Source organism: Parabacteroides chongii (assembly GCF_029581355.1).
GTDB classification, from domain to species: Bacteria; Bacteroidota; Bacteroidia; order Bacteroidales; family Tannerellaceae; genus Parabacteroides; species Parabacteroides chongii.
In genome coordinates, this window is sequence record NZ_CP120849.1 from 3,178,086 (window position 1) to 3,198,605 (window position 20,520).

Below are 20,520 nucleotides of genomic sequence, written 5' to 3' on the forward strand. Positions count from 1 at the left end.
GAGCAAACCTGTACAGTATAAGGGAGATTGAGGAATGGATTTCGAGAACTTTTATATAACATGGTATTCACGTGTCAAGCACTTTGCACGTGACTATGTCCTTTCTGAAGAAGAAGCGGAGAACATTACACAAGATGTTTTTCTGGATTTCTATCAAAAGAGAGAATCGCTTGATTTCCATATAAATGTGATTGCCTATTTGTTTACATCAGTGAAGAACAGGTGTATTGATTATTTGCGGCGTAAACTTTTGGAACAGGAAGCCACCTCAAAGATGCAGGAGGATTTTGATTTGTCTTTCCGCATGAAGTTCGATTCTTTGGAAGCTTTCGATGTAGAGGGACTTTCGGAGGATAATATAAAGGATATAATAGAAAAAGCACTTAATACACTGCCTGAACGATGTCGGGAAATATTTATATTGAGTAAATTGGAAGGGAAAAAGCAGAAAGAGATAGCAGAAGAATTGAATGTATCTGTCAAAACCATTGAAGCACAGATGACTATTGCCTATAAAAAGTTAAGAGAAGAATTGAAAAACCATTTACCCCTGTTGCTGTTTATTTTATTTTCTTGTGAAAATTGAGAAAATAGAAAAATAATCAGATTTCTTTAGGGGGATTATTTTTTCTGTTCGTTTACTATATAAAGAACGTAAAGAATGGATGAAAGAATCATAAAATATTGTCAGGGACTATTGTCGAAACAGGAACAGGACCTGCTTTTGAAGGAAGCCTATGATAATCCGGAACTGAAAGCTCAGATAATAGATTATCAGCACTTACATAGTTTGTTGGAATTGGTTCCCGAAAAAGCCGATGTCCGGCAGGGATATAAGGAATATGGCAACTTTAAAAGACTTGTGAATTCTCAGAAGAGAAAAGTTTGGCTGGTTTCATTGAGCCGTTATGCTGCCGTTATAGTGATTGCCTTTGTATCTGCATGGATGCTGGCATCTTACTATTTGTCGGGAAAGATATCAGATGAACAGGAGCTGATTGCTTTTCAACAGGAACTGCTAGTCCCTGCCGGACAACGTGCAGAACTGACATTGCCTGACGGAACGAGAGTCTGGTTGAATGCAGGCTCCAAATTATCCTATCCTTCATTTTTTGAGAAAGAGCGAAAGGTCTTTTTATCGGGAGAAGGATTCTTTAATGTAGCCAAAAATGAAAAAGTCCCTTTCATCGTATCAACCCGAACAATTGATGTAAAAGCTTTGGGAACCCAGTTTAATGTGTTCAGTTATCCTACAAGCGATTATACCAGTGTTTATCTTCAAGAGGGAAAAGTAAAAGCCTACTTCCCGTCTTCAGAAACAGAAGGTGTTGTGTTGTCTCCGGAACAATATTTGATACAAGAGGGCAAACAATTTAAACTTTCCACAATGGATCCGGACGATTTGTTATGGCGTGAAGGTATCTATACTTTCAAAAGACAGAAGCTGGGAAGTATCATAAAAAAACTTGAATTATATTATGATGTAAAGATCATAGTAAAAGATAAAGAAATATTGAATTATGAATATGTCGGGAAGTTCCGTCAAAGAGATGGTGTGATGGAAATTCTTCGCTTAATCCAACGGATACATAAATTTAAAATCAACAAAGATGACGATTCGAATCAAATAGTACTGAGTAAGTGAAATAGTTATTAACCTCTAAAATTCGTATGAAATGAGTCCATGAAAAAAACAAAAAAATCGGCAGATATTGGCCTATCTACCGATTTAGCGAAAAGCAAATCCATTTGTGTTTAAAAATTAGTATTTACTTAACAAAACAAAGATATGAAAATAAATCCTTTGTTAACGCATTCCTTGTGTCTAAAAAATTATCAAAAGGCATTCAGAATTATGAAACTATCCTTTTTTATCCTGTTTGTGTTTGTGTGCCAGTTGTTTGCATTGAATACTGATGCACAGAATGTAACCATCGAGTTGAAATCGAACAAGCTTTCAATAGAAGAACTGTTTAAGGAAATAGAGAAACAGACGGATTACCTCGTGATATACAGTACGAGTGGTGTCCGTTCAAACTTTGATTTGTCATTAACGAAAAAGAAAGCTAAAGTCTCTGAGCATTTGGATGAAGCATTGAGAGGACATGGCTTGAAATATGAGTTTGTCAATAATTACATTATATTGTCAAAACAGGAAGAGTCTATTGTACAGCAAAATAAAGTGAAGATCGAAGGCGTTGTTTTTGATCCTACGGGAGAACCTGTCATTGGTGCCAATGTAATGGAAAAAGGAACGGTGAATGGTGTCATTACGGATATAGACGGGCGATTCTTTTTGGAAGTTGCTTCCAATGCAACATTAGTGATCTCTTATATAGGATATAAAACAGAGGAAGTGGCAGTAGCTAATAAGCATAATTTGTCAATAACCTTGAAAGAAGATTCGGAAACCCTGGAAGAGGTAGTGGTTGTCGGTTACGGAACGCAAAAGAAAGTAAATTTGACGGGGGCTGTTTCGTCAGTAAAAGGAGAAGATATTTCTAAACGACCGGTAGCCAATACAAGTACTATGTTGCAGGGACAAATTCCCGGTTTACGTGTGACTTCTGATAAAGGGCAACCGGGAAGTGAAAGTGTTCAATTTCGTATTCGTGGTCAGGGGACTTATTCTTCAGCTGGTTCAGATCCTTTAATTCTGATTAATGGAGTGGAAGGTGATCTGTCTACTTTAGATCCTAATATTATCGAGAGTGTATCAGTCTTGAAAGATGCTGCATCTGCTTCTATTTATGGGGCCAGAGCTGCGAATGGCGTGATTTTGGTAACTACTAAAAGCGGGGAAAGTATAAAGGATAAAGTGGCAATTTCTTATAGAGGAAATTATGCTATTCATGCTCCGATTAATTTGTTGGATTTGGTTTGGGATTCTCCGACTTATATGAAATATTGGAATATAGCAAAGAAGAATTCTGGAAAACCTGTGGCTGAGATGTACACTCAGGAAATGATAGATTTGTATACTAATCCTTCTGATCCGGAGAAATATCCAAGTTTTAATTGGCTAGATTATATGTTTGTAAATCCTTTTGTGCAACAGCATAATTTAAATGCTTTGGGATCATCAGGAAGGACTTCATATAACGTTTCATTAAGTATGATTAATCAGCCCGGCACATTGAGAGGCCATAAATATAAACGCTATAATATGGCGATCGATCTGTCTTCTTCGGTAAATGACTGGATCAAGTTAGGGGCTTATTTCTCTGGTAGCCGCAGTTCTCGTAGAGAAACCCGAAGAGGAGATACGGATGCTTATTTGTCTACAATCTCTCAGGCTCCGACCTATATGCCCTGGTTACCGGATGATGGTTCCGGAGTGCGAAAATGGGCCTATAAGGCTTATGTTTTTGAAGCAAATAATAAGAACATGGCAGCATTGGTGAATAATGAGAACTTCATTGATTATACAACAACAGATGTCAATACGCAACTTTGGTTGGATGTAAAACTTGGAAAAGGTCTGACATGGTATACGAAAGGTGCCGTTCGTTACAATCAACGGCAATCAAAAGACTGGGCTTCCAATTCTGTTCCGTTATATTATACACATACTGGTGATTTTGGTATATTCCTGAATAAGGGTGGGGATGGTTTGACCAATATAATGTATACATCTACTTATCTTAATTTATATACTTATTTGAAATACGACTGGTCGTTGGCGGATAACGCACATGCTTTTTCGGCAATGGCTGGATATAGTGTGGAAGATAGGGTTTATAATCATTTGGAAGGATATAAAAAGGATTTTACATTTAATCTGCATGAACTGGATGCTGGTGAAAACAGTACTCAAACTACTAGCGGTTATTCCGAAGAATGGGCCTTGATGTCTGGTTTTTTCCGTTTGAATTATAATTATAAAGAAAAATACCTGGCTGAAGTAAATGCACGTTATGACGGCTCTTCCCGTATCGCTCCGGAAACTCGTTGGGGTGTTTTCCCTTCGTTTTCTGTTGGTTGGCGTATAACAGAAGAAGACTGGTTTAAGGATCTAAATCAGCATTGGCTTACGAATGCAAAATTAAGAGGTTCCTGGGGTACATTAGGGAATCAAAATGTCTCTTTATATTCCTATTATGCCAAGATTTCGGCCGATATGAATTATACTTTTGATAATACGACACTAGAAACAGGAGCCGGCCAGAAGAAAATCAGTAATCGTAATCTGAAATGGGAAACAACGGCTATCACAGATATCGGTGTTGATTTATCTTTATTTAATAGTCTGAATATTACATTTGAATGGTATAAAAAGAAAACTTATGATATTTTGAGACAAGCCCAGTCATCTTTCTTGTTAGGTCTGGATGCTCCTTATATAAATGACGGAGAGTTAGAGAATAAAGGTATTGAATTTGATATTCAATATGCAAATACGATTCAGGGAGGTTTGTTTAAGGGACTGTACTATAATGCAGGTTTTCATATAGACCGTTCACGGAATGAGTTGACTAAGTTTGGTGCAACTGAGTATGGAAATGGTTTGATATATCAAGAGGGTTTGCCGTATGGTTCTTTCTATGCTTGGGATGCTATTGGAATATTCAAGGATGAAGAAGATGTAAAAACATCTCCTAAGCAATTCAATGATGAGACTTTGCCTGGTGATATTAAATATCGGGATGTTAGCGGACCGGATGGGGTTCCTGACGGAATAGTAGATAGTTATGATAAAATAGTTGTCGATGGGCGTTTCCCTAAATTTGAGTATTCTATCAATCTGAGTGCTAGTTGGAAAGGCTTTGATCTTTCGTTGATGGGACAGGGAGTTCAGGGGGTAAAACATTATGCTGTAGCTTGGGGATTACGTCCGTTCTATCAGGGATCGCCAATTAGTTATGATTATATAGAAAATATGTGGACCGAAGAGAATCCGAATGGTAAATATCCGCGACTTTATTATGATAATATGGGAGGAACAAAGAATACTCGCGAAAGTACATACTGGATTCATAATGCTTCCTATTTTCGTTTAAAGAATCTAACATTTGGATATACGGTTCCAAAAGAATTGACTCAAAAGATTAGAGTAAATAAGTTGAGGTTTTATTTTTCCGGAGATAATTTATTGACATTTACGAAATTTCCTCAGGGAGGGGATCCGGAGAGGAATTATAACTCGATGAATGGTACAAGATTGGTATATTATCCGCAGAATAAAGTTTATTCGTTAGGTATAAATGTCGAATTTTAAAACGTATAAAGATGAAAAAGAATATTTATATCATATTATTGACGATAGTTGCTGTTTGTAATGCTTGTACCGGAGTACTGGATACTCCTCCGACGAAAGAGCCTTCGGAAGATATATTCTGGCAATCTGAAGCTGATTTTCAGATGGCATTGAAGGGATGCTATTCAAGTTTACAGCAACAAGCAATCGCTCCGGCTATATCTGTTTATGATTGTATGACAGATAATGCATTTTGTAATGAGGGAAGTTATGGCGTTTTATGTGCCGGTAATATTCAGAGAGGACAGGTTTATCCGGAAATGGAAGGTATAGTTTCTGATTTATATCAGCAATGTTATAAAGCCATTACACGTGTAAATATTTTCCTGTCTCGTTTGAATTTATATAAAGGGGGAGATATTTCTGATGAATTACGCCGACAATTTGTGGGAGAGGCTACGTTTTTACGGTGTTACTGTTACTTTCTGTTATATTTTCATTATGGGGAAGTCCCTGTGGTGACAGAGCCGTTAACCATAGAAACACAATATCAGCCCAAAAACTCGTTGACTGAAGTTTATGGTCAGATTTATAAAGATTTACAGATGTGTATTTCTTGTTTACCAGATAAAACATATAAAGAATCAGGCGGAAAAGTAACTAAAGGGGCTGCACAAGGATTATTTGCAAGGTTATTGATGTTTGAAGCTTATGATGAAAATGGTATAGCAGATAAGGCATTGGTTCAGGAAGCTTATACTGCTTTGTCTGATATACACGGTTATAGTCTGGATGAAAATTTCGCTAACAATTTTAGAAAAGATGATCAGGAAACTTGTCCGGAAATAATATTTTCGATTAAATATTTGGCTCCTAATAATTATCATACGATTGACTTATTATACGGTTTGTATAATCAGGTACAACCCGTGGATAATTTGTATGAAGATTTTGAAGAAGGAGATGAAAGAAGGAATTTGACAATTGCTGGAAAAACATATACGTGGCCTGGTGGTGAGGAGATCACGTTTGCTCCGTCTACGATCAATAAACATATGTTAAAATGGGTTCGTCCGATAAAAAATACTTCGGATATGTGGACACAGTCCGATAGAAGCGATGTGGATATTGTTTTATTGCGTTGGGGTGAATTGGTTTTGTTAAAAGCAGAAGCTGCCAATGAACTCGGACATACCATTGAGGCTGTGGAGTTGGTGAATATGATCCGTGATCGGGCTGGATTGTTCTCCATTTCGTCATCGACGGATCAAGGTAAGTTGCGTGAAATAATTCGTCATGAGAGACGTGTGGAAACCGCGTTCGAAGGAATACGTATCTACGATATGAAACGCTGGAGAATTATGAATAAACTCGATGGATTAGTACTTGATGGTACGATGCCTGATTATAAAACAACTTATATTAAAGAGTACTTTTATTTGCCTCTTCCTTACAGTGAAATAGAAAAGGCCGGAGGTATATTAGTCCAAAATCCAAACTATAAGTAACAACATTTATAAATGAAGGTATAATTAAAAAGTATATTCATGAAAAAGCAAATATTATATTCAGCATCATTTATCGTTAGCACTTATTGTTCTTCTGTTTTAGAGTAACAGATGTGTCTTGCTAAATCAGGAAAAGACACATTATTACTTCCCGCTTCCGACAGAAGAACTGGTTATTAATAAAAATTTAAAACAAAATCCAGGTTGGTAATCAATTATGAGAAAGATTCTTTATTCTGTAGCCGCTTTGGCTACATTGAGTTGCTCGGCGTGGGCAAAGGGAAAAGAAGCAAAGAATGTGCTGTTTATCCTTGTCGATGATATGCAGAAGACCTGCATCCATGCCTATGGTAATAGTCAGGTCGTATCACCTAATATTGACAATATAGTCAATCAAGGCATTTCTTTTACGCATACCTATACGAACGGTTCGTTGGGAGGAGCCTTATCTATGCCTAGTCGTGCCATGATAATGACAGGTCGAGGCGTCTATGAAGTGAGTGGTGATGGAGCTGTGATTCCGGAACAACATGTCACATTGCCGGAGTTATTGCGTTCGAATGGATACGAGACATTTGCTACCGGAAAATGGCATGCTGACCGATTGGCTTTTAATCGTTCATTCGCCCAGGGAGAAAACATCTTTTTCGGAGGAATGCATTCCTATGAAACGAACGGGCATGTCGCTCCCCGTTTGAACCATTATGACCCGGAAGGAAAATACGACAAACCTTTTGTTGGAGATAAATTCTCTTCCGAGATGTTTGCCGATGCCGCTGTTGATTTTCTGAATAAAAGAAAGAAGAATGACAAACCATTCTTTGCCTTTGTCGCTTTTACTTCGCCGCACGATCCGCGTATGAAGCATCCGGAATATGGACATCACTATAATCCGGAAGACGTGGAATTGCCCGTTAATTTCCTGCCACAGCATCCGTTTGATAATGGAGAATTAAAAATCCGTGATGAGGTCTTATTACCTTTCCCCCGGACAGAAGCTATGATGAAGAAGGATTTGGCTGACTATTATGGCATGATTAGCGAAGTCGATACACAAATCGGTCGTATTATGAATACCTTGCGGGAAAAAGGAGAGTTGGAAAATACGATTATTGTCTTTGCTTCCGATAATGGTTTGGCTGTCGGTCGTCATGGGCTTTTGGGTAAGCAGAATTTATATGAACATAGTATCAGTGTCCCCATGGCAATGATTATCCCTGGTATGGAGAAAGGAACGAGTAAGGACGTCGATTGTTATTTGTATGATATTTATCCTACGCTTTGCGATTTGCTGCATATTCAGCCGACACCATCTGTTACAGGAAAATCGCTACTTCCGGTTCTGCATGGAGCAACCAAGCATAGAGATCAGTTGTTCCTTGCCTATAATAGTTTCCAAAGAGGTTTGGTGAAGGATGGCTGGAAATATATCATTTATAACGTGGATGGTGTCATTACGGAACAGTTGTTCAACCTGCAGACTGACCCGGACGAGATGGTAAACCTGGCTGCAGATGCAAAGTACGATTTCAAAAAACAGGCTTATAAGCGTATCTTGAAAGAAGAGATGAAAAAGAATAACGACTTCTGTAATCTGGATTTGCATTACTGGATGGGAAGACCGGGAAAGATGTCCTGGGATGAAGCTTCTAAATTGTATGTTTATTGAACTGATCCCTGATTAGAAGTTGAGAAAATAAGAGGTTGCGTCATTTTTTTGGGCGTAACCTCTCTTTTTTATTTTAAGGTTGCCCGAAAGAAACCAATCGGGAATAAAATATTTTTTACGTGGCAGTTTGGAGATAATCTTGTATATTTGCAAGTTATAAAAAAGATATACCGGATATATTCGGATATCGGTTAACGAGGATTTTATATGGCAAAGAAAGCAACTACAACAAAACAAAATAGTAACAACGGACCGGGTAAATTCGCGATGATGAAAATGTTTTTCACCAATGAACGTACCCGCTTCATCACCGGATTGGTAATCGCAATTATAACTATTTATATCGGATTAGCATTGATTTCCTTCTTCTTTACAGGAGGTGCCGATCAGAGTAAAATAGAAAACGTCCCGTTAACGGATCTGCTGACGAACAGAGGGTCGGTCGAGAACTGGACCGGAGTGAGGGGGGCCGTCCTGGCGGACCTGCTGATGAACCGCTGGTTCGGGATCTCTTCTTTTATGATCCTGTTCTTTTTGGGATCGGTTGGAGCTAAACTCATGAACTTGCGCCGCGTATCGCTGTTAAAGCGATTCTTGTTTTGTGCAGCCATGCTGATTTGGGGATCTATGTTTTTTGCTTTTGTGTTTATCACCGGATATGAAGATACATTCATTTATCTGGGGGGACAGCATGGATATTACCTGTCGGAGATGATGATTACAAATGTCGGTATTCCCGGAACTATATTGCTGTTAGTCGGGGTCTTTCTGATCATCGCTATATTTTCCAGTAAGAGAACGATCCCGTTCCTGCAAAGTATACTTTCATTCGGATGGTTGAAGAACCGTTTGAAGAGAGACAAGACGGAAGAACCGGAGGAGACGGACGAAGCTGAAGACAGTAGAGAAGATACCGTTGAAGAAAATATATCCGAACGGGTGACCGGGGAACAACCGGACGAGAAACCGGAAACAGAAGATTTTGTTTTCGATACGGAAAAAGAAATAGAGACAGCCCGTCACGAAGAAAGCAAGCCGAAAACAGAAACTTATTCAAACATCTCCAATGACGAAGCCTTTGAGGTGACAGTGCCCCAGGAGGAAGAAGCATATGAAGCTCCGAATGCAGAAAATCAGCCGGATGATCCGGAAGACCTCCCTGGCGATCCTCGTTTTACAGTCGAGGTTCCGACCGGTGACGACGAAGTGTATGATGCCTCTGCTTTGGGCGATTACGACCCGAAATTAGATTTGTCCAACTTCCGCAATCCGCCGATCGAGCTGCTGAAGAAATATGATGTAAGCGATCATCAGGTCGATATGGACGAACAGATGGCGAACCAGAAACGAATCAAACAGACATTGGAAAGTTTCGGTATCAGTATTGCCTCTATTAAAGCGACTGTTGGTCCGACTATTACGTTGTACGAAGTAATTCCGGATACAGGTGTCCGTATCTCGAAGATCAAGAACCTGGAAGACGATATTGCCCTGAACCTGTCGGCTTTGGGTATCCGTATCATAGCCCCGATGCCGGGTAAAGGAACGATCGGTATCGAGGTGCCGAACAAAGACCCGCAGATCGTATCCATGCAGTCGGTGGTCGCTTCACGTAAATTCCAGGAGTCCAAATATGACCTGCCGGTCGTTTTGGGTAAGACCATTACGAATGAGATTTTCATGTTCGACCTCTGTAAGATGCCTCACCTGCTGGTGGCGGGTGCTACCGGACAGGGTAAATCAGTCGGCTTGAATGCTGTGATCACTTCTTTGTTATATAAAAAGCATCCGTCGGAACTGAAGTTTGTACTGGTCGATCCGAAGATGGTGGAATTTGGTATCTATTCCGATCTGGAACGTCATTATCTGGCGAAACTGCCCGATGCCGACAAAGCCGTTATTACCGATTGTACCAAGGTGATCATGACGCTTAATTCCGTTTGTAAGGAAATGGACGACCGTTATGAATTGCTGATGAAAGCCCATGTGCGTAACATCAAGGAATATAATGCCAAGTTTGTTTCCCGTCATCTGAATCCGGAAAAAGGACATAAGTTCATGCCGTTCATCGTAGTGATCATCGATGAGTTCGGTGACCTGATCATGCAGGCCGGTAAAGAAATCGAAACACCGATTGCCCGTATCGCACAGAAAGCGCGTGCTGTCGGTATCCATATGATCATTGCCACGCAGCGTCCTTCTACCAATATCATTACCGGTATTATCAAGGCAAACTTCCCGGCTCGTATGGCATTCCGTGTGATGCAGATGGTCGACTCGCGTACGATCCTCGATGCTCCGGGAGCCAACCAGTTGATCGGTCGTGGTGACTTGCTGTTCTCGCAGGGCGGAGATACCAATCGTGTGCAGTGTGCCTTTGTCGATACGCCGGAAGTGGAACAGATCGTCAACAATATATCTGCCCAGGCTGGATACGCGACAGCCTTCCTGTTGCCTGAATATGTGGGCGAAGGCGGTGAAGACAAAGCTCCGGGAGCAGTCGATCTGTCCGATCGTGACCCGTTGTTCGATGAGGCAGCCCGTCTGATCGTAATCCAGCAGCAGGGATCGACATCGCTGATCCAGCGTAAGTTCGCTATCGGTTATAACCGTGCAGGCCGTCTGATGGACCAGTTGGAAGCTGCCGGTATCGTCGGACCGTTTGAAGGAAGTAAAGCTCGTCAGGTATTGATCCAGGATGAATATAATTTGGAACAGTTGCTGAATTCGTTGAAATAAGATCTCTATTACCTCTTAATAAAGTAGACTCCTATGAAAAGAGAACAAAAGATAAAGATATGGAGAGCGATTGCTCTTTTCGGATTGTTGGCTTGCCTTCTTTTCGGTATCCGGGTAACAAGCCGGGCGCAGAATGCCGTTTCCATTTTGGATAAGGCTGCCGGTGCTTACGAGAACTCGAATGGGATTTCTGCCTCCTTTACATTGAATACCCGTTCGGATGTTCAGAAGGTCTCCGAGAGTTTCGAAGGAACGATCCATATGAAAGGAGACAAATTTACATTGGTCACTCCGGATATGACCACCTGGTTTGACGGAACGACTCAATGGTCTTATGTGGAACGTAACGAAGAAGTCAATGTCAGTACGCCGACGGGCGAAGAACTGCAATTTACCAATCCGGCTCTGTTGTTGCGAATGTATAAGAAAGGTTTTACCCCCAAATATATCGGTGAAAGCACGGCTTCCAGCGGAAAGTCAGCTTATGATATCGAACTGACGCCTAAAAAGAAAGGCGACATCCTGAAGGTCGAACTGCAGATCGAGAAGTCGTCCAATTTTCCGGCGAAGATCAAGGTTGAGGCAAAGAATGGCATCAGTAGTACGATTCATATCAGTAATTTGAAGACGGGGGTAAACCAACCGGATGACTTTTTTGTTTTTAAGGAAAGCGATTATCCGGATGCCGAAGTGATCGACCTGCGTTAAAATATAAGCGATAAAATAAGTTTCTAGTATCTATTCAATTAACATAAAAACTATGAGCGATTCAATAAATGAAAAGGTTCGTTGCCTGATTATAGGTTCCGGTCCTGCTGGATATACAGCAGCTATCTATGCATCACGTGCTAATCTGTCTCCCGTCTTATACGAAGGCATTCAACCGGGCGGCCAGTTGACAACAACTACGGAAGTAGAAAATTTCCCGGGATATCCTGAAGGTATCACTGGTCCGGAGTTAATGGAAGACCTGAAACAGCAGGCTCTGCGTTTCGGTGCCGATATCCGTTTCGGTATTGCTACGGCGACTGATCTTTCCGCAGCTCCTTACAAAATAACGATCGACGGTGAGAAGGTGATCGAAACAGAAACATTGATCATCGCCACTGGTGCAACCGCCAAATACCTGGGTATTCCCGACGAACATAAATATGCCGGAATGGGTGTTTCTGCCTGTGCGACCTGCGACGGTTTCTTCTATCGTAAGAAAGTGGTAGCAGTAGTCGGCGGCGGCGATACGGCTTGTGAAGAAGCTATTTACCTGGCTGGATTGGCTAAACAGGTCTATCTGATCGTGCGTAAATCGTATCTGCGTGCTTCGAAAGTGATGCAGGAACGTGTGTTCAATACGCCGAATATTATGGTGCTGTTCGAACATAATACAATCGGCCTGTTTGGTGAAAACGGTGTGGAAGGTGCCCACCTGGTAAAACGTATGGGTGAACCGGACGAAGAAAAAGTGGATATCGCTATCGACGGCTTTTTCCTGGCTATCGGACACAAACCGAACTCTGATATATTCAAACCGTGGCTGGAAACGGATGAAATCGGTTATATCAAAACAATTCCCGACACACCGCGTACAAAAGTTCCCGGAGTCTTTGCTGCCGGTGATGTGGCAGATCCGCACTATCGTCAGGCGATTACCGCAGCAGGCAGTGGTTGTAAGGCAGCCATTGAAGCTGAACGTTACCTGTCAGAAGTAGGAAAATAAGGTCTGCTATTTAAGCTAATTAGCAGAAAAATAATAGGTAATACATCTATGTATCATGCATAGATGTATTATTTTTGTCCCCCAAATAATATCGTAGAGGGAGTGGTATGAAGAAAGTTTTGTTGTTATTACCTGTATTTTTATTGATAATAGGAGCTGTCCGTGCAGTAGAATCTCCGAAACATGAGATACGTGCGGTTTGGCTGACTACCGTTTATGGACTGGACTGGCCCAAAAGACCGGCGACAACCGAAGCCGGCAGGAAAGCCCAGCAACAGGAATTATGTACTATCCTGGACCGGCTCGCCGATGCGAATTTCAATGCTGTCTTTTTGCAGGTCCGCCTGCGGGGGGACGTTATTTACCGTTCGGCTATTGAACCGGCTTCGAAAACATTCTCAGGTAAATACGGCACAATGCCCGGATACGATCCGCTGGCTTTTGCGATAGAAGAATGTCACAAGCGTGGAATGGAGTGTCATGCCTGGTTTGTCACATTTCCTGTCGGTACGGACAAAGCGGTCAAGGAACAGGGAAAACTTTCCGTTGTGAAACGTAAACCGAAACTCTGCAAACGGCATAACGGTGAATGGTATCTCGATCCCGGAGTGCCGGAGACTGCCGATTATATATTATCAATGGTAAAAGAGCTGGTAAACGGATACGATATCGATGGCATCCAGTTCGATTATATCCGTTATCCTGAACAGGCAAAGAGCTTTCCGGACAAAGCAGTCCATAAGAAATATGGGAAATCGGCCCGACTGGCTGATTGGCGGCGTGAGAATATCAATAAGATGGTCTATCGCATTTACGACTGGGTAAAAGCGGCAAAGCCCTGGGTGCAGGTCAGCAGTTCGCCGCTGGGTAAATACAATCGTATCGAACGGGTCCCCAATGCCGGATGGACCGCGTATGAAAGTGTTTTCCAAGACCCTAAAATGTGGATGCAGAAAGGAAAACAGGACATGATCGTACCGATGATGTACTATCTGCATGACAATTTTTTCCCTTTTGTCGACAACTGGGTGGAGAACTGCAACGGACGCCTGGTCGTTCCGGGACTGGGTGCTTACCGGATGGATAAGTCGGAAGCGGACTGGACAGTCAATGACATTACCGATCAGATAGACTACAGCCGTTATTACGGAGGTGCGGGAGCTGCTTTTTTCCGTTGCGCGAATGTGCTGGATAATACGAAGGGACTGTATGATGAACTGAAAGATAATTACTATAAATATCCGGCGCAATTAGTACCGCTGACCTGGTTGAATGATCGTATTCCCGCTTCACCTGGTGATATCCGTGTGGAACGGGAGGGAGATGAATTGAAATTATCCTGGCAGAAACCGGCGGAGGAAAAGGAGGATCTTACCTATACTGTTTATTATTCGTTGACGGATTCGATCGATACGGCATCTGCCAAATCCATGCTGGCAACAGGAGTCAGGGATACTGTTTTGTATCTTCCTGTAGGAGCGAATGAGGAGAGAGGTTACAGTTTCAGTGTTTCGGCATCTACCCGCTACCATATAGAAGGGCTGCCTTCTCCGGAAACCTATTATTACTTATCCAAATTTCCTAAATAATATTAACGATTAGGAGTGGATATGTGAAAGCACTATCTTTGCGTTGAATGAAAAATGCTGTCACATATCTGTTTATCGTCTTTTTGGCGTCTCTTATTTTTTATGGAGGTGCCGGGGTGAACCTGATTACCTATTGCTGTGGCGATTGCCGCACGGAAGGGGTAGTCGTATTGCTGAACGATACTTGTTGTGATGTGCACGAGCATAGCTGTTGCAGCACTGCGGATGAGGTTTCGGCATGCGACTCCGGTTGCTGCGAAGAAGACTGCTGTGACATGGAGCGGATCAGCTTCGATTGGAGCAGTTCCAATAATCCGATAGTAGAATTACAACCGGCAGTGACCGACCTTTTGTCGTTTGCTTCTCCGTTAGCCTCACTGGTTTTGGTTCCTTTCCTGAAAGAATACATTTCACAGGAGCAGGATGGACCGCCTGTGGTCTGTCCGCGTGTCTACCTGTATTTGCTTACTTCACTTTTGATTTAGATCATCCTGATAACCTTTCCGTAATGTCACAACTGTGTCATGCTGTTGGCTATACTCTGCCATGCTCGTGGCAGAACAGTGCCAATACGATGGCAGAACAGTGCCAATATGATGGCAAAGCTCTGCCATGCTTATGGCAAAACCTTTTACTTAGGATCATGTAGTCTTTCATAAGCAGGATTGCAATCTTGGGTATACCTTATTACTGAATCAAAATGTAAAGCAATGTTGAAACAACTCTATATTACTCTATTTATACTATTCTTCGCCCTCTCTGCCCAGGCGAAAGATGTAAAAGGGCATGTATTTGATGATAATGACCAACCGATAATCGGAGCGAATGTCTATTGGGAAGGAACCCAGCAAGGGACGACGACCGATGTAGACGGTGCTTTCAAACTGAAAACAAGGGAAGGCGCGAATAAACTGGTCGTAAGTTATATCGGTTATGAGACTTTTATCTTATCGGTTACGAATGTAGACGAGCCTTTGATGATAAAGCTGAAAGGGGAAGTCACCCTGGAAGAGGTCGTGATCAGCGAACGTAAGATGGGTACGATCGCTTCAAGAACCAGTGTCCTGCAGACGCAGAAGATCACGTACGACGAACTGTGCCGTGCCGCCTGTTGTAACCTGGCAGAGAGTTTCGAGACAAACCCGTCCGTCGATGTCTCCTATGCGGATGCGGCAACCGGAGCACGGCAAATCAAATTGTTGGGACTGGCAGGAACTTATGTTCAGATGCTGACCGAGAATTATCCGAATTTCCGCGGGGCTGCTTCTCTTTACGGACTGGATTATGTGCCTGGTGCCTGGATGGAAAGTATCCAGGTTTCTAAAGGGACTTCTTCCGTAAAGAATGGCTATGAGGCATTGGCGGGTCAGATCAATGTGGAATTTAAGAAACCGCCGACGGCAGATATCTTTTCCGTGAACCTGTTCGGTAGTGATGCAGGTCGTTATGAGGGGAATGCGGATGCTTCCTGGCATATCAATGACAAGGTCTCTACCGGTTTGCTGGTGCATTATTCAAATGATAAGAAGCAGCATGACGGCAATGACGACGGTTTCCTGGATACGCCGTTGCGGGAACAGGTCAACCTGATGAACCGCTGGTATCATAAACTGGATAATTACGTCGCCCAGTATGGTGTCCGTTATCTGCACGAAAGCCGTACAGGGGGACAAGCCACCAAACATCATGATTTTACCGATCCTTACAAGGTGCATCTGAATACGAACCGGGCGGAACTGTATACAAAACAAGCCTATATTATTGACAAGGAGAAAGTGGAAAGTGTAGCATTGATCCTCTCGGGTTCCTACCATGAGCAGAAATCCATGTATGACCGTACTCCTTACAATGTGTATCAGAACAATGTGTATGCGAGCCTGCTTTACGAGAAAGAGTTTTCTCCGGCGCATAGCCTGAGTACCGGTCTGAGTATGAATTATGACGGTTTCGATGAAAACCTGTTGCAGAATGGAGTGCGCAATGTTTTTGACCGGACGGAAGTGGTGCCGGGAGCTTATGTGCAATATACGTATAATCTGAATGACAAGTTGATTGTGTTGGGTGGTATCCGGGCTGATTACAGCTCTTTGTATGACTTCTTTGTCACGCCTCGCGTACATATTAAGTATAACCCGTTCGACTGGTTCCATGTCCGTGCTTCTGCCGGTAAAGGATTCCGTACGGCGAATATACTTGCAGAGAATAACTTCCTGCTGTCGAGTAGCCGTAAAATGAATATTGCCGACAATCTGGATCAGGAAGAAGCCTGGAATGCGGGAGTCAATCTGGCTTTCTACATCCCGTTGTTCGGTAAAGAACTGACGCTTAACGGAGAATGGTATTACACTGATTTCCGGAAACAGGTCGTAGTCGATATGGACAGCGATCCTCATGCCGTGAGCTTTTATAACCTGGACGGCAAATCTTATTCGAACAGTTTTCAGGTAGAGGCTACCTATCCTTTTTTCCGCGGATTTACCCTGACAGCCGCATACCGTTATACGGATGCAAAAACCGATTACCGGAATGCTGCAGGCGTAACGCAGCGATTGAAGAAGCCGCTGGTCAGCGATTACAAGGGGCTGCTGACCGCTTCCTATCAAACACCGTTGAAGAAATGGCAGTTCGACCTGACCGGCCAGTTCAACGGAGGAGGCCGGATGCCGACACCGGATGCGACAAATCCGCTGTGGGAACCCGACTTTAACGCATATACAGTTGTGAATGCGCAAATTACAAAGTATTTTCGCAGATGGTCTGTTTATCTAGGTGCGGAGAACCTGTTTGATTATAAACAATCCCATCCTATTATAGACGCCGGAAATCCGAGAGGGGAGAACTTCGACGGTTCGATGGTCTGGGGACCGGTTCACGGACGGAAAATATATGCCGGCTTGCGCTTCAACATCAGTCGTGATTAAATTACAGATGAATTATTTACCAATTAATACAGATACATTATGAAACAGTTTGTAGTAGCATTAATCTGCGCCGTATTTACTTTTTCTTCGGCCTATGCACAAGATGCAAAAAAGAAAAAGGACAAAGTTACTTTCTTCGTGGAAGGAATGGAATGTGCCAATTGCCAGAAAAAGGTAGAAAAGAATATCTCGTTCGAAAAGGGAGTGACCGATATGAAGTGCGACCTGACAACCCGTACGGTAGAGGTCACTTACAAGACGGATAAGACATCGAAAACGAAATTAGCTTCAGCCTTTAAAAAGATAGGCATGGAAGCAGTGCCGGTAGACGACGGTGCCGGTTGTCCGGTCAGTCCTGCGAAAAAAAATTAAGCAGTCTGTATTTCGTTAACACGAAAATTCAGCAGAACATCTTATCTTTGCAAAGCATACCTGTATGGGGCGGATCTATGTGTCCGCCTCTTTTATGAAAAAAAGTTCATGAAACATGCAGCGTTTTGCACGAGAATAACATCATTATATTTGTAATGGACGAGTCACAACTGATAAATGGTTGTAGGAAGGGGGACAGGCTGGCTCAGAAAGAGCTTTACGAGAGGTATTCCCGCAGGATGATGGGAGTTTGTCTGCGTTATGTGAACGACAGGGAGACTGCCCGCGATTTGTTGCAGGATGGATTCGTGAAAGTTTTTACCAGTATGGACTCTTTTTCGGGAACTGGTTCATTTGAGGGATGGATGCGTAAGATCTTTGTAAATTGTGCATTGGAGTATTTGCGTAAATCAGATGTGTTGCGCGAATCGACAGACTTGGATAACACGGCTGAATTGATACAGCCGGCTGGTTCCGTTATCTCGGATATGTCGGCGGCGGAGTTGATGAAGCTGGTGCAGGAGTTGCCGGCAGGTTTTCGTACCGTATTCAACTTGTTCGCGATCGAAGGATATTCGCATAAGGAGATCAGTGATATGCTGAATATAACGGAGAGTACGTCACGTTCACAGTTCACGCGCGCCAAACAGATGTTGCAAAAGAGGATTAACGCTTTGTATTAAGAGGAAAGAATGGAAAAGGAAAGAGATACAATAGATGATTTGTTCCGCTCGAAATTGTATGATTTTGAGGAGGAGACAATGCCGGGCGACTGGGAGGCTATAGCCGATCGTTTGCCGGGTAAAGCACCGGTACCTTTCCGCCGGACTTTGCGCTACTGGGCTGCGGCAGCGGTTGTTTCGCTGTTGATGATAACAAGTGGCGTTTATTTGTTCAGATCAGAGAAGGAGCCACCTCCGGTTGCTGACAGGATCGAACAGGAAACAAAGAAAATGGAAACAGAGCTGGCAAAAGAGTCGGAAGTACCGGTTACTGCCATACAGCCTGTAGAAGAGCAAATACCTGCAACACCGATAGCTAAAGTGCAACAACCGGTGGTGCGTGAAACATATAAGGCGGCTGTAAAGGTTGCCGATACTGAACCTGCTGTTATTTCTTCAGATGATGATATGGAGGAGAAAGCAGAAGTAATAATACATTCGGATGAAACTGATGTGGTTGAAACAGAAGATGTTGTACAGGATCATCCGGAAGTAGGTTCTGCTAATGATCCCCGTTCGTTGGTAGCAGACGCTGCTCCGGCAGGTAAGAAAGAGAAGACTGTTTCTCCGCGTCGTTGGGGATTCGGAATGGGAGGCGGTAGTGTTACTACAGGGACAAGTAATTCGTTGAATACATATGTCTTGAAGAATACATCGTTGACAGATCAGGAGTTGTTATTCCTGAATTCTGCTAATTTTGAGAATTCAACTCGAAGAACGAACGTGAAGCATAAGACACCGGTTTCTGTGGGTATGTCGGTAAGTTATTCTTTGAATAATCGGTTTGCTTTAGTTACCGGTCTGAATTATTCTTTATTGTCTTCTTCTTGGGAAACAACCGATACCTATCATAATAAAACGAGTCAAAAGCTCCATTTTATAGGTGTACCGTTGTCTTTGTCTTATAAAATAGCAGAGTGGAAACGTTTCCAGGTGTATGCTGCTGCAGGAGTCATGACAGAAGTGAATGTGTCTGGTAAATTGGTTACGAAAAAATATATGCATAAAGAATTATACGAAAAAGAGTCTGAACATATCCGGATGAAAGAATGGATGTGGTCTGTTAATGCCCGTGCCGGTGTCAGTTATCCGCTGCTCCGTTTCGTAAGCCTTTATGCTGAAGTGGGAGCGGATTATTACTTCGATAACGGAAGTTCCATCGAAACCGTTCGTTCTGAGAAACCATTTAATGTAAATCTGCAGGCCGGTTTCCGGTTAGGTTTTTAATCGAATAAGAAACAAATACTAATAACATAAAAATAAAAAAACAGAAATGAAGAAACTAAAGTTTTTAGGGGTGATGGCTATGGCTGCACTTTTATTCACCTCTTGTTTGGACGGGGGAAATAATGAACAATCGGGAGCGGCAATCGGAGTGGTTGATTTTTCAATGGAAGCCATGAAGAATTTAGCTTATGTGAATGATTATACGGCACTTTATTCTCCTCAATTTGAATCATTGACTACAGGGGATTGTATAGTTTTTCCTTATACTATAAACTATGATGATCCAATGAACAGTGGAACAAATAAATATTTGACAGCAACAGTGGCTGGTTATAATAAGCTGGACGAAGGTTTGTTGGTGACAACTGTTGATACGGCAGATATTAGAAAAAATGAAATTACAACTATGGATGCCTCTGTGATCAGTTCTGATGGTACAGGTTATGGTTGTGGTACAGTAAAAAATTATCTTTTCTTAAGTTCTAGCCATCCCAATATATCGTCGGATCAAAAGAATATGTATGAGTTACAATATGATCCATCTCAAACACCAAAAGAAGTGGAAGGAAAGAGAGTGTACGATTTCTTTTTGCGTGTTGTTAAGCAGGCTGACGGAAAGGGTACTGTAGGTACTAATACTTTGAACTATGTATTTAGAGCAGGAAGTGCTATTGAAATGTTGAAGTCGAAAGAAAAAGCAGATAATCAAGACGCTTTGTATATTCGTCTGAATTATATTAAAGAGTTTAATAAGGATACAACTGCTGCTACTTGGGGAACATCAAAGTTGATGGGTTTTCCTATTTTAAAGGAAACAACGAATTGATAAAATAAACAAATCGGCATGTGTGAAACGAACACC

The 20,520-nt window shown here is 42.2% G+C and carries 16 protein-coding genes; all 16 read left to right on the forward strand.

All coding sequences use genetic code 11. The features are described 5' to 3' along the window. Positions 1-34 precede the first annotated feature (34 nt). The 16 genes from P3L47_RS11675 (at position 35) to P3L47_RS11745 (ending at position 20,484) form a co-directional block, all read left to right on the forward strand. Complete coding sequence (locus P3L47_RS11675) at positions 35-586, forward strand: RNA polymerase sigma-70 factor (protein ID WP_122360801.1); 552 nt, start codon at positions 35-37, stop codon at positions 584-586. Positions 587-661: 75 nt separating this feature from the next. Then, positions 662-1,645 carry a FecR family protein gene (locus tag P3L47_RS11680; protein ID WP_277780887.1) on the forward strand — a complete coding sequence of 328 codons (984 nt, stop codon included), beginning with the start codon at positions 662-664 and terminating at the stop codon, positions 1,643-1,645. Positions 1,646-1,855: 210 nt separating this feature from the next. Continuing rightward, on the forward strand, positions 1,856-5,218 hold the full coding sequence (locus tag P3L47_RS11685; RefSeq protein WP_277780888.1) for a TonB-dependent receptor: 3,363 nt from the start codon (positions 1,856-1,858) through the stop codon (positions 5,216-5,218). A gap of 11 nt (positions 5,219-5,229) precedes the next feature. Further along, positions 5,230-6,705: a RagB/SusD family nutrient uptake outer membrane protein gene (locus P3L47_RS11690; RefSeq protein WP_277780889.1), complete on the forward strand. Its 1,476-nt coding sequence runs from the start codon at positions 5,230-5,232 to the stop codon at positions 6,703-6,705. Between the two features lie 118 nt (positions 6,706-6,823). Further along, positions 6,824-6,916, forward strand: a complete 93-nt coding sequence (locus P3L47_RS23760) for a RagB/SusD family nutrient uptake outer membrane protein (protein WP_427910507.1) — start codon at positions 6,824-6,826, stop codon at positions 6,914-6,916. A gap of 6 nt (positions 6,917-6,922) precedes the next feature. After that, on the forward strand, positions 6,923-8,374 hold the full coding sequence (locus P3L47_RS11695; RefSeq protein WP_277780890.1) for a sulfatase family protein: 1,452 nt from the start codon (positions 6,923-6,925) through the stop codon (positions 8,372-8,374). 207 nt (positions 8,375-8,581) lie between these two features. After that, positions 8,582-11,113 (forward strand): FtsK/SpoIIIE family DNA translocase, encoded by a 2,532-nt coding sequence (locus P3L47_RS11700; protein WP_277780891.1) that lies wholly within the window; start codon positions 8,582-8,584, stop codon positions 11,111-11,113. A gap of 33 nt (positions 11,114-11,146) precedes the next feature. Then, a complete protein-coding gene (gene lolA1 / locus P3L47_RS11705; RefSeq protein ID WP_277780892.1) occupies positions 11,147-11,821 on the forward strand; it encodes an outer membrane lipoprotein periplasmic chaperone LolA1 in 675 nt (224 codons plus the stop codon). A 52-nt stretch (positions 11,822-11,873) separates the two neighbouring features. Beyond that, positions 11,874-12,827 (forward strand): thioredoxin-disulfide reductase, encoded by a 954-nt coding sequence (trxB, locus tag P3L47_RS11710; RefSeq protein ID WP_122360794.1) that lies wholly within the window; start codon positions 11,874-11,876, stop codon positions 12,825-12,827. 107 nt (positions 12,828-12,934) lie between these two features. Then, positions 12,935-14,416 (forward strand): glycoside hydrolase family 10-like protein, encoded by a 1,482-nt coding sequence (locus tag P3L47_RS11715; protein WP_277780893.1) that lies wholly within the window; start codon positions 12,935-12,937, stop codon positions 14,414-14,416. Positions 14,417-14,463: 47 nt separating this feature from the next. Beyond that, positions 14,464-14,901 (forward strand): hypothetical protein, encoded by a 438-nt coding sequence (locus P3L47_RS11720; protein ID WP_277780894.1) that lies wholly within the window; start codon positions 14,464-14,466, stop codon positions 14,899-14,901. Positions 14,902-15,126: 225 nt separating this feature from the next. After that, positions 15,127-17,337 (forward strand): TonB-dependent receptor plug domain-containing protein, encoded by a 2,211-nt coding sequence (locus P3L47_RS11725; protein ID WP_277780895.1) that lies wholly within the window; start codon positions 15,127-15,129, stop codon positions 17,335-17,337. 39 nt (positions 17,338-17,376) lie between these two features. Further along, positions 17,377-17,709 (forward strand): heavy-metal-associated domain-containing protein, encoded by a 333-nt coding sequence (locus P3L47_RS11730; protein WP_277780896.1) that lies wholly within the window; start codon positions 17,377-17,379, stop codon positions 17,707-17,709. 155 nt (positions 17,710-17,864) lie between these two features. Beyond that, on the forward strand, positions 17,865-18,392 hold the full coding sequence (locus P3L47_RS11735) for an RNA polymerase sigma factor (RefSeq protein ID WP_122360789.1): 528 nt from the start codon (positions 17,865-17,867) through the stop codon (positions 18,390-18,392). Between the two features lie 9 nt (positions 18,393-18,401). Then, positions 18,402-19,658 (forward strand): porin family protein, encoded by a 1,257-nt coding sequence (locus P3L47_RS11740; RefSeq protein WP_277780897.1) that lies wholly within the window; start codon positions 18,402-18,404, stop codon positions 19,656-19,658. A gap of 46 nt (positions 19,659-19,704) precedes the next feature. Further along, positions 19,705-20,484 (forward strand): BFO_2992 family lipoprotein, encoded by a 780-nt coding sequence (locus P3L47_RS11745; protein ID WP_277780898.1) that lies wholly within the window; start codon positions 19,705-19,707, stop codon positions 20,482-20,484. Positions 20,485-20,520: the final 36 nt, after the last annotated feature.

Excerpts from the sequence above, each read along its gene's own strand:
- P3L47_RS11690 (WP_277780889.1), top strand. The coding sequence starts at position 5,230 with ATGAAAAAGAATATTTATATCATATTATTGACGATAGTTGCTGTTTGT.
- P3L47_RS11695 (WP_277780890.1), top strand. The coding sequence starts at position 6,923 with ATGAGAAAGATTCTTTATTCTGTAGCCGCTTTGGCTACATTGAGTTGC.
- P3L47_RS11735 (WP_122360789.1), top strand. The coding sequence starts at position 17,865 with ATGGACGAGTCACAACTGATAAATGGTTGTAGGAAGGGGGACAGGCTG.
- trxB (WP_122360794.1), top strand. The coding sequence starts at position 11,874 with ATGAGCGATTCAATAAATGAAAAGGTTCGTTGCCTGATTATAGGTTCC.
- P3L47_RS11685 (WP_277780888.1), top strand. The coding sequence starts at position 1,856 with ATGAAACTATCCTTTTTTATCCTGTTTGTGTTTGTGTGCCAGTTGTTT.
- P3L47_RS11715 (WP_277780893.1), top strand. The coding sequence starts at position 12,935 with ATGAAGAAAGTTTTGTTGTTATTACCTGTATTTTTATTGATAATAGGA.
- P3L47_RS11700 (WP_277780891.1), top strand. The coding sequence starts at position 8,582 with ATGGCAAAGAAAGCAACTACAACAAAACAAAATAGTAACAACGGACCG.
- P3L47_RS11675 (WP_122360801.1), top strand. The coding sequence starts at position 35 with ATGGATTTCGAGAACTTTTATATAACATGGTATTCACGTGTCAAGCAC.
- P3L47_RS11720 (WP_277780894.1), top strand. The coding sequence starts at position 14,464 with ATGAAAAATGCTGTCACATATCTGTTTATCGTCTTTTTGGCGTCTCTT.
- P3L47_RS11745 (WP_277780898.1), top strand. The coding sequence starts at position 19,705 with ATGAAGAAACTAAAGTTTTTAGGGGTGATGGCTATGGCTGCACTTTTA.
- P3L47_RS11740 (WP_277780897.1), top strand. The coding sequence starts at position 18,402 with ATGGAAAAGGAAAGAGATACAATAGATGATTTGTTCCGCTCGAAATTG.
- P3L47_RS11730 (WP_277780896.1), top strand. The coding sequence starts at position 17,377 with ATGAAACAGTTTGTAGTAGCATTAATCTGCGCCGTATTTACTTTTTCT.
- lolA1 (WP_277780892.1), top strand. The coding sequence starts at position 11,147 with ATGAAAAGAGAACAAAAGATAAAGATATGGAGAGCGATTGCTCTTTTC.
- P3L47_RS11725 (WP_277780895.1), top strand. The coding sequence starts at position 15,127 with ATGTTGAAACAACTCTATATTACTCTATTTATACTATTCTTCGCCCTC.
- P3L47_RS11680 (WP_277780887.1), top strand. The coding sequence starts at position 662 with ATGGATGAAAGAATCATAAAATATTGTCAGGGACTATTGTCGAAACAG.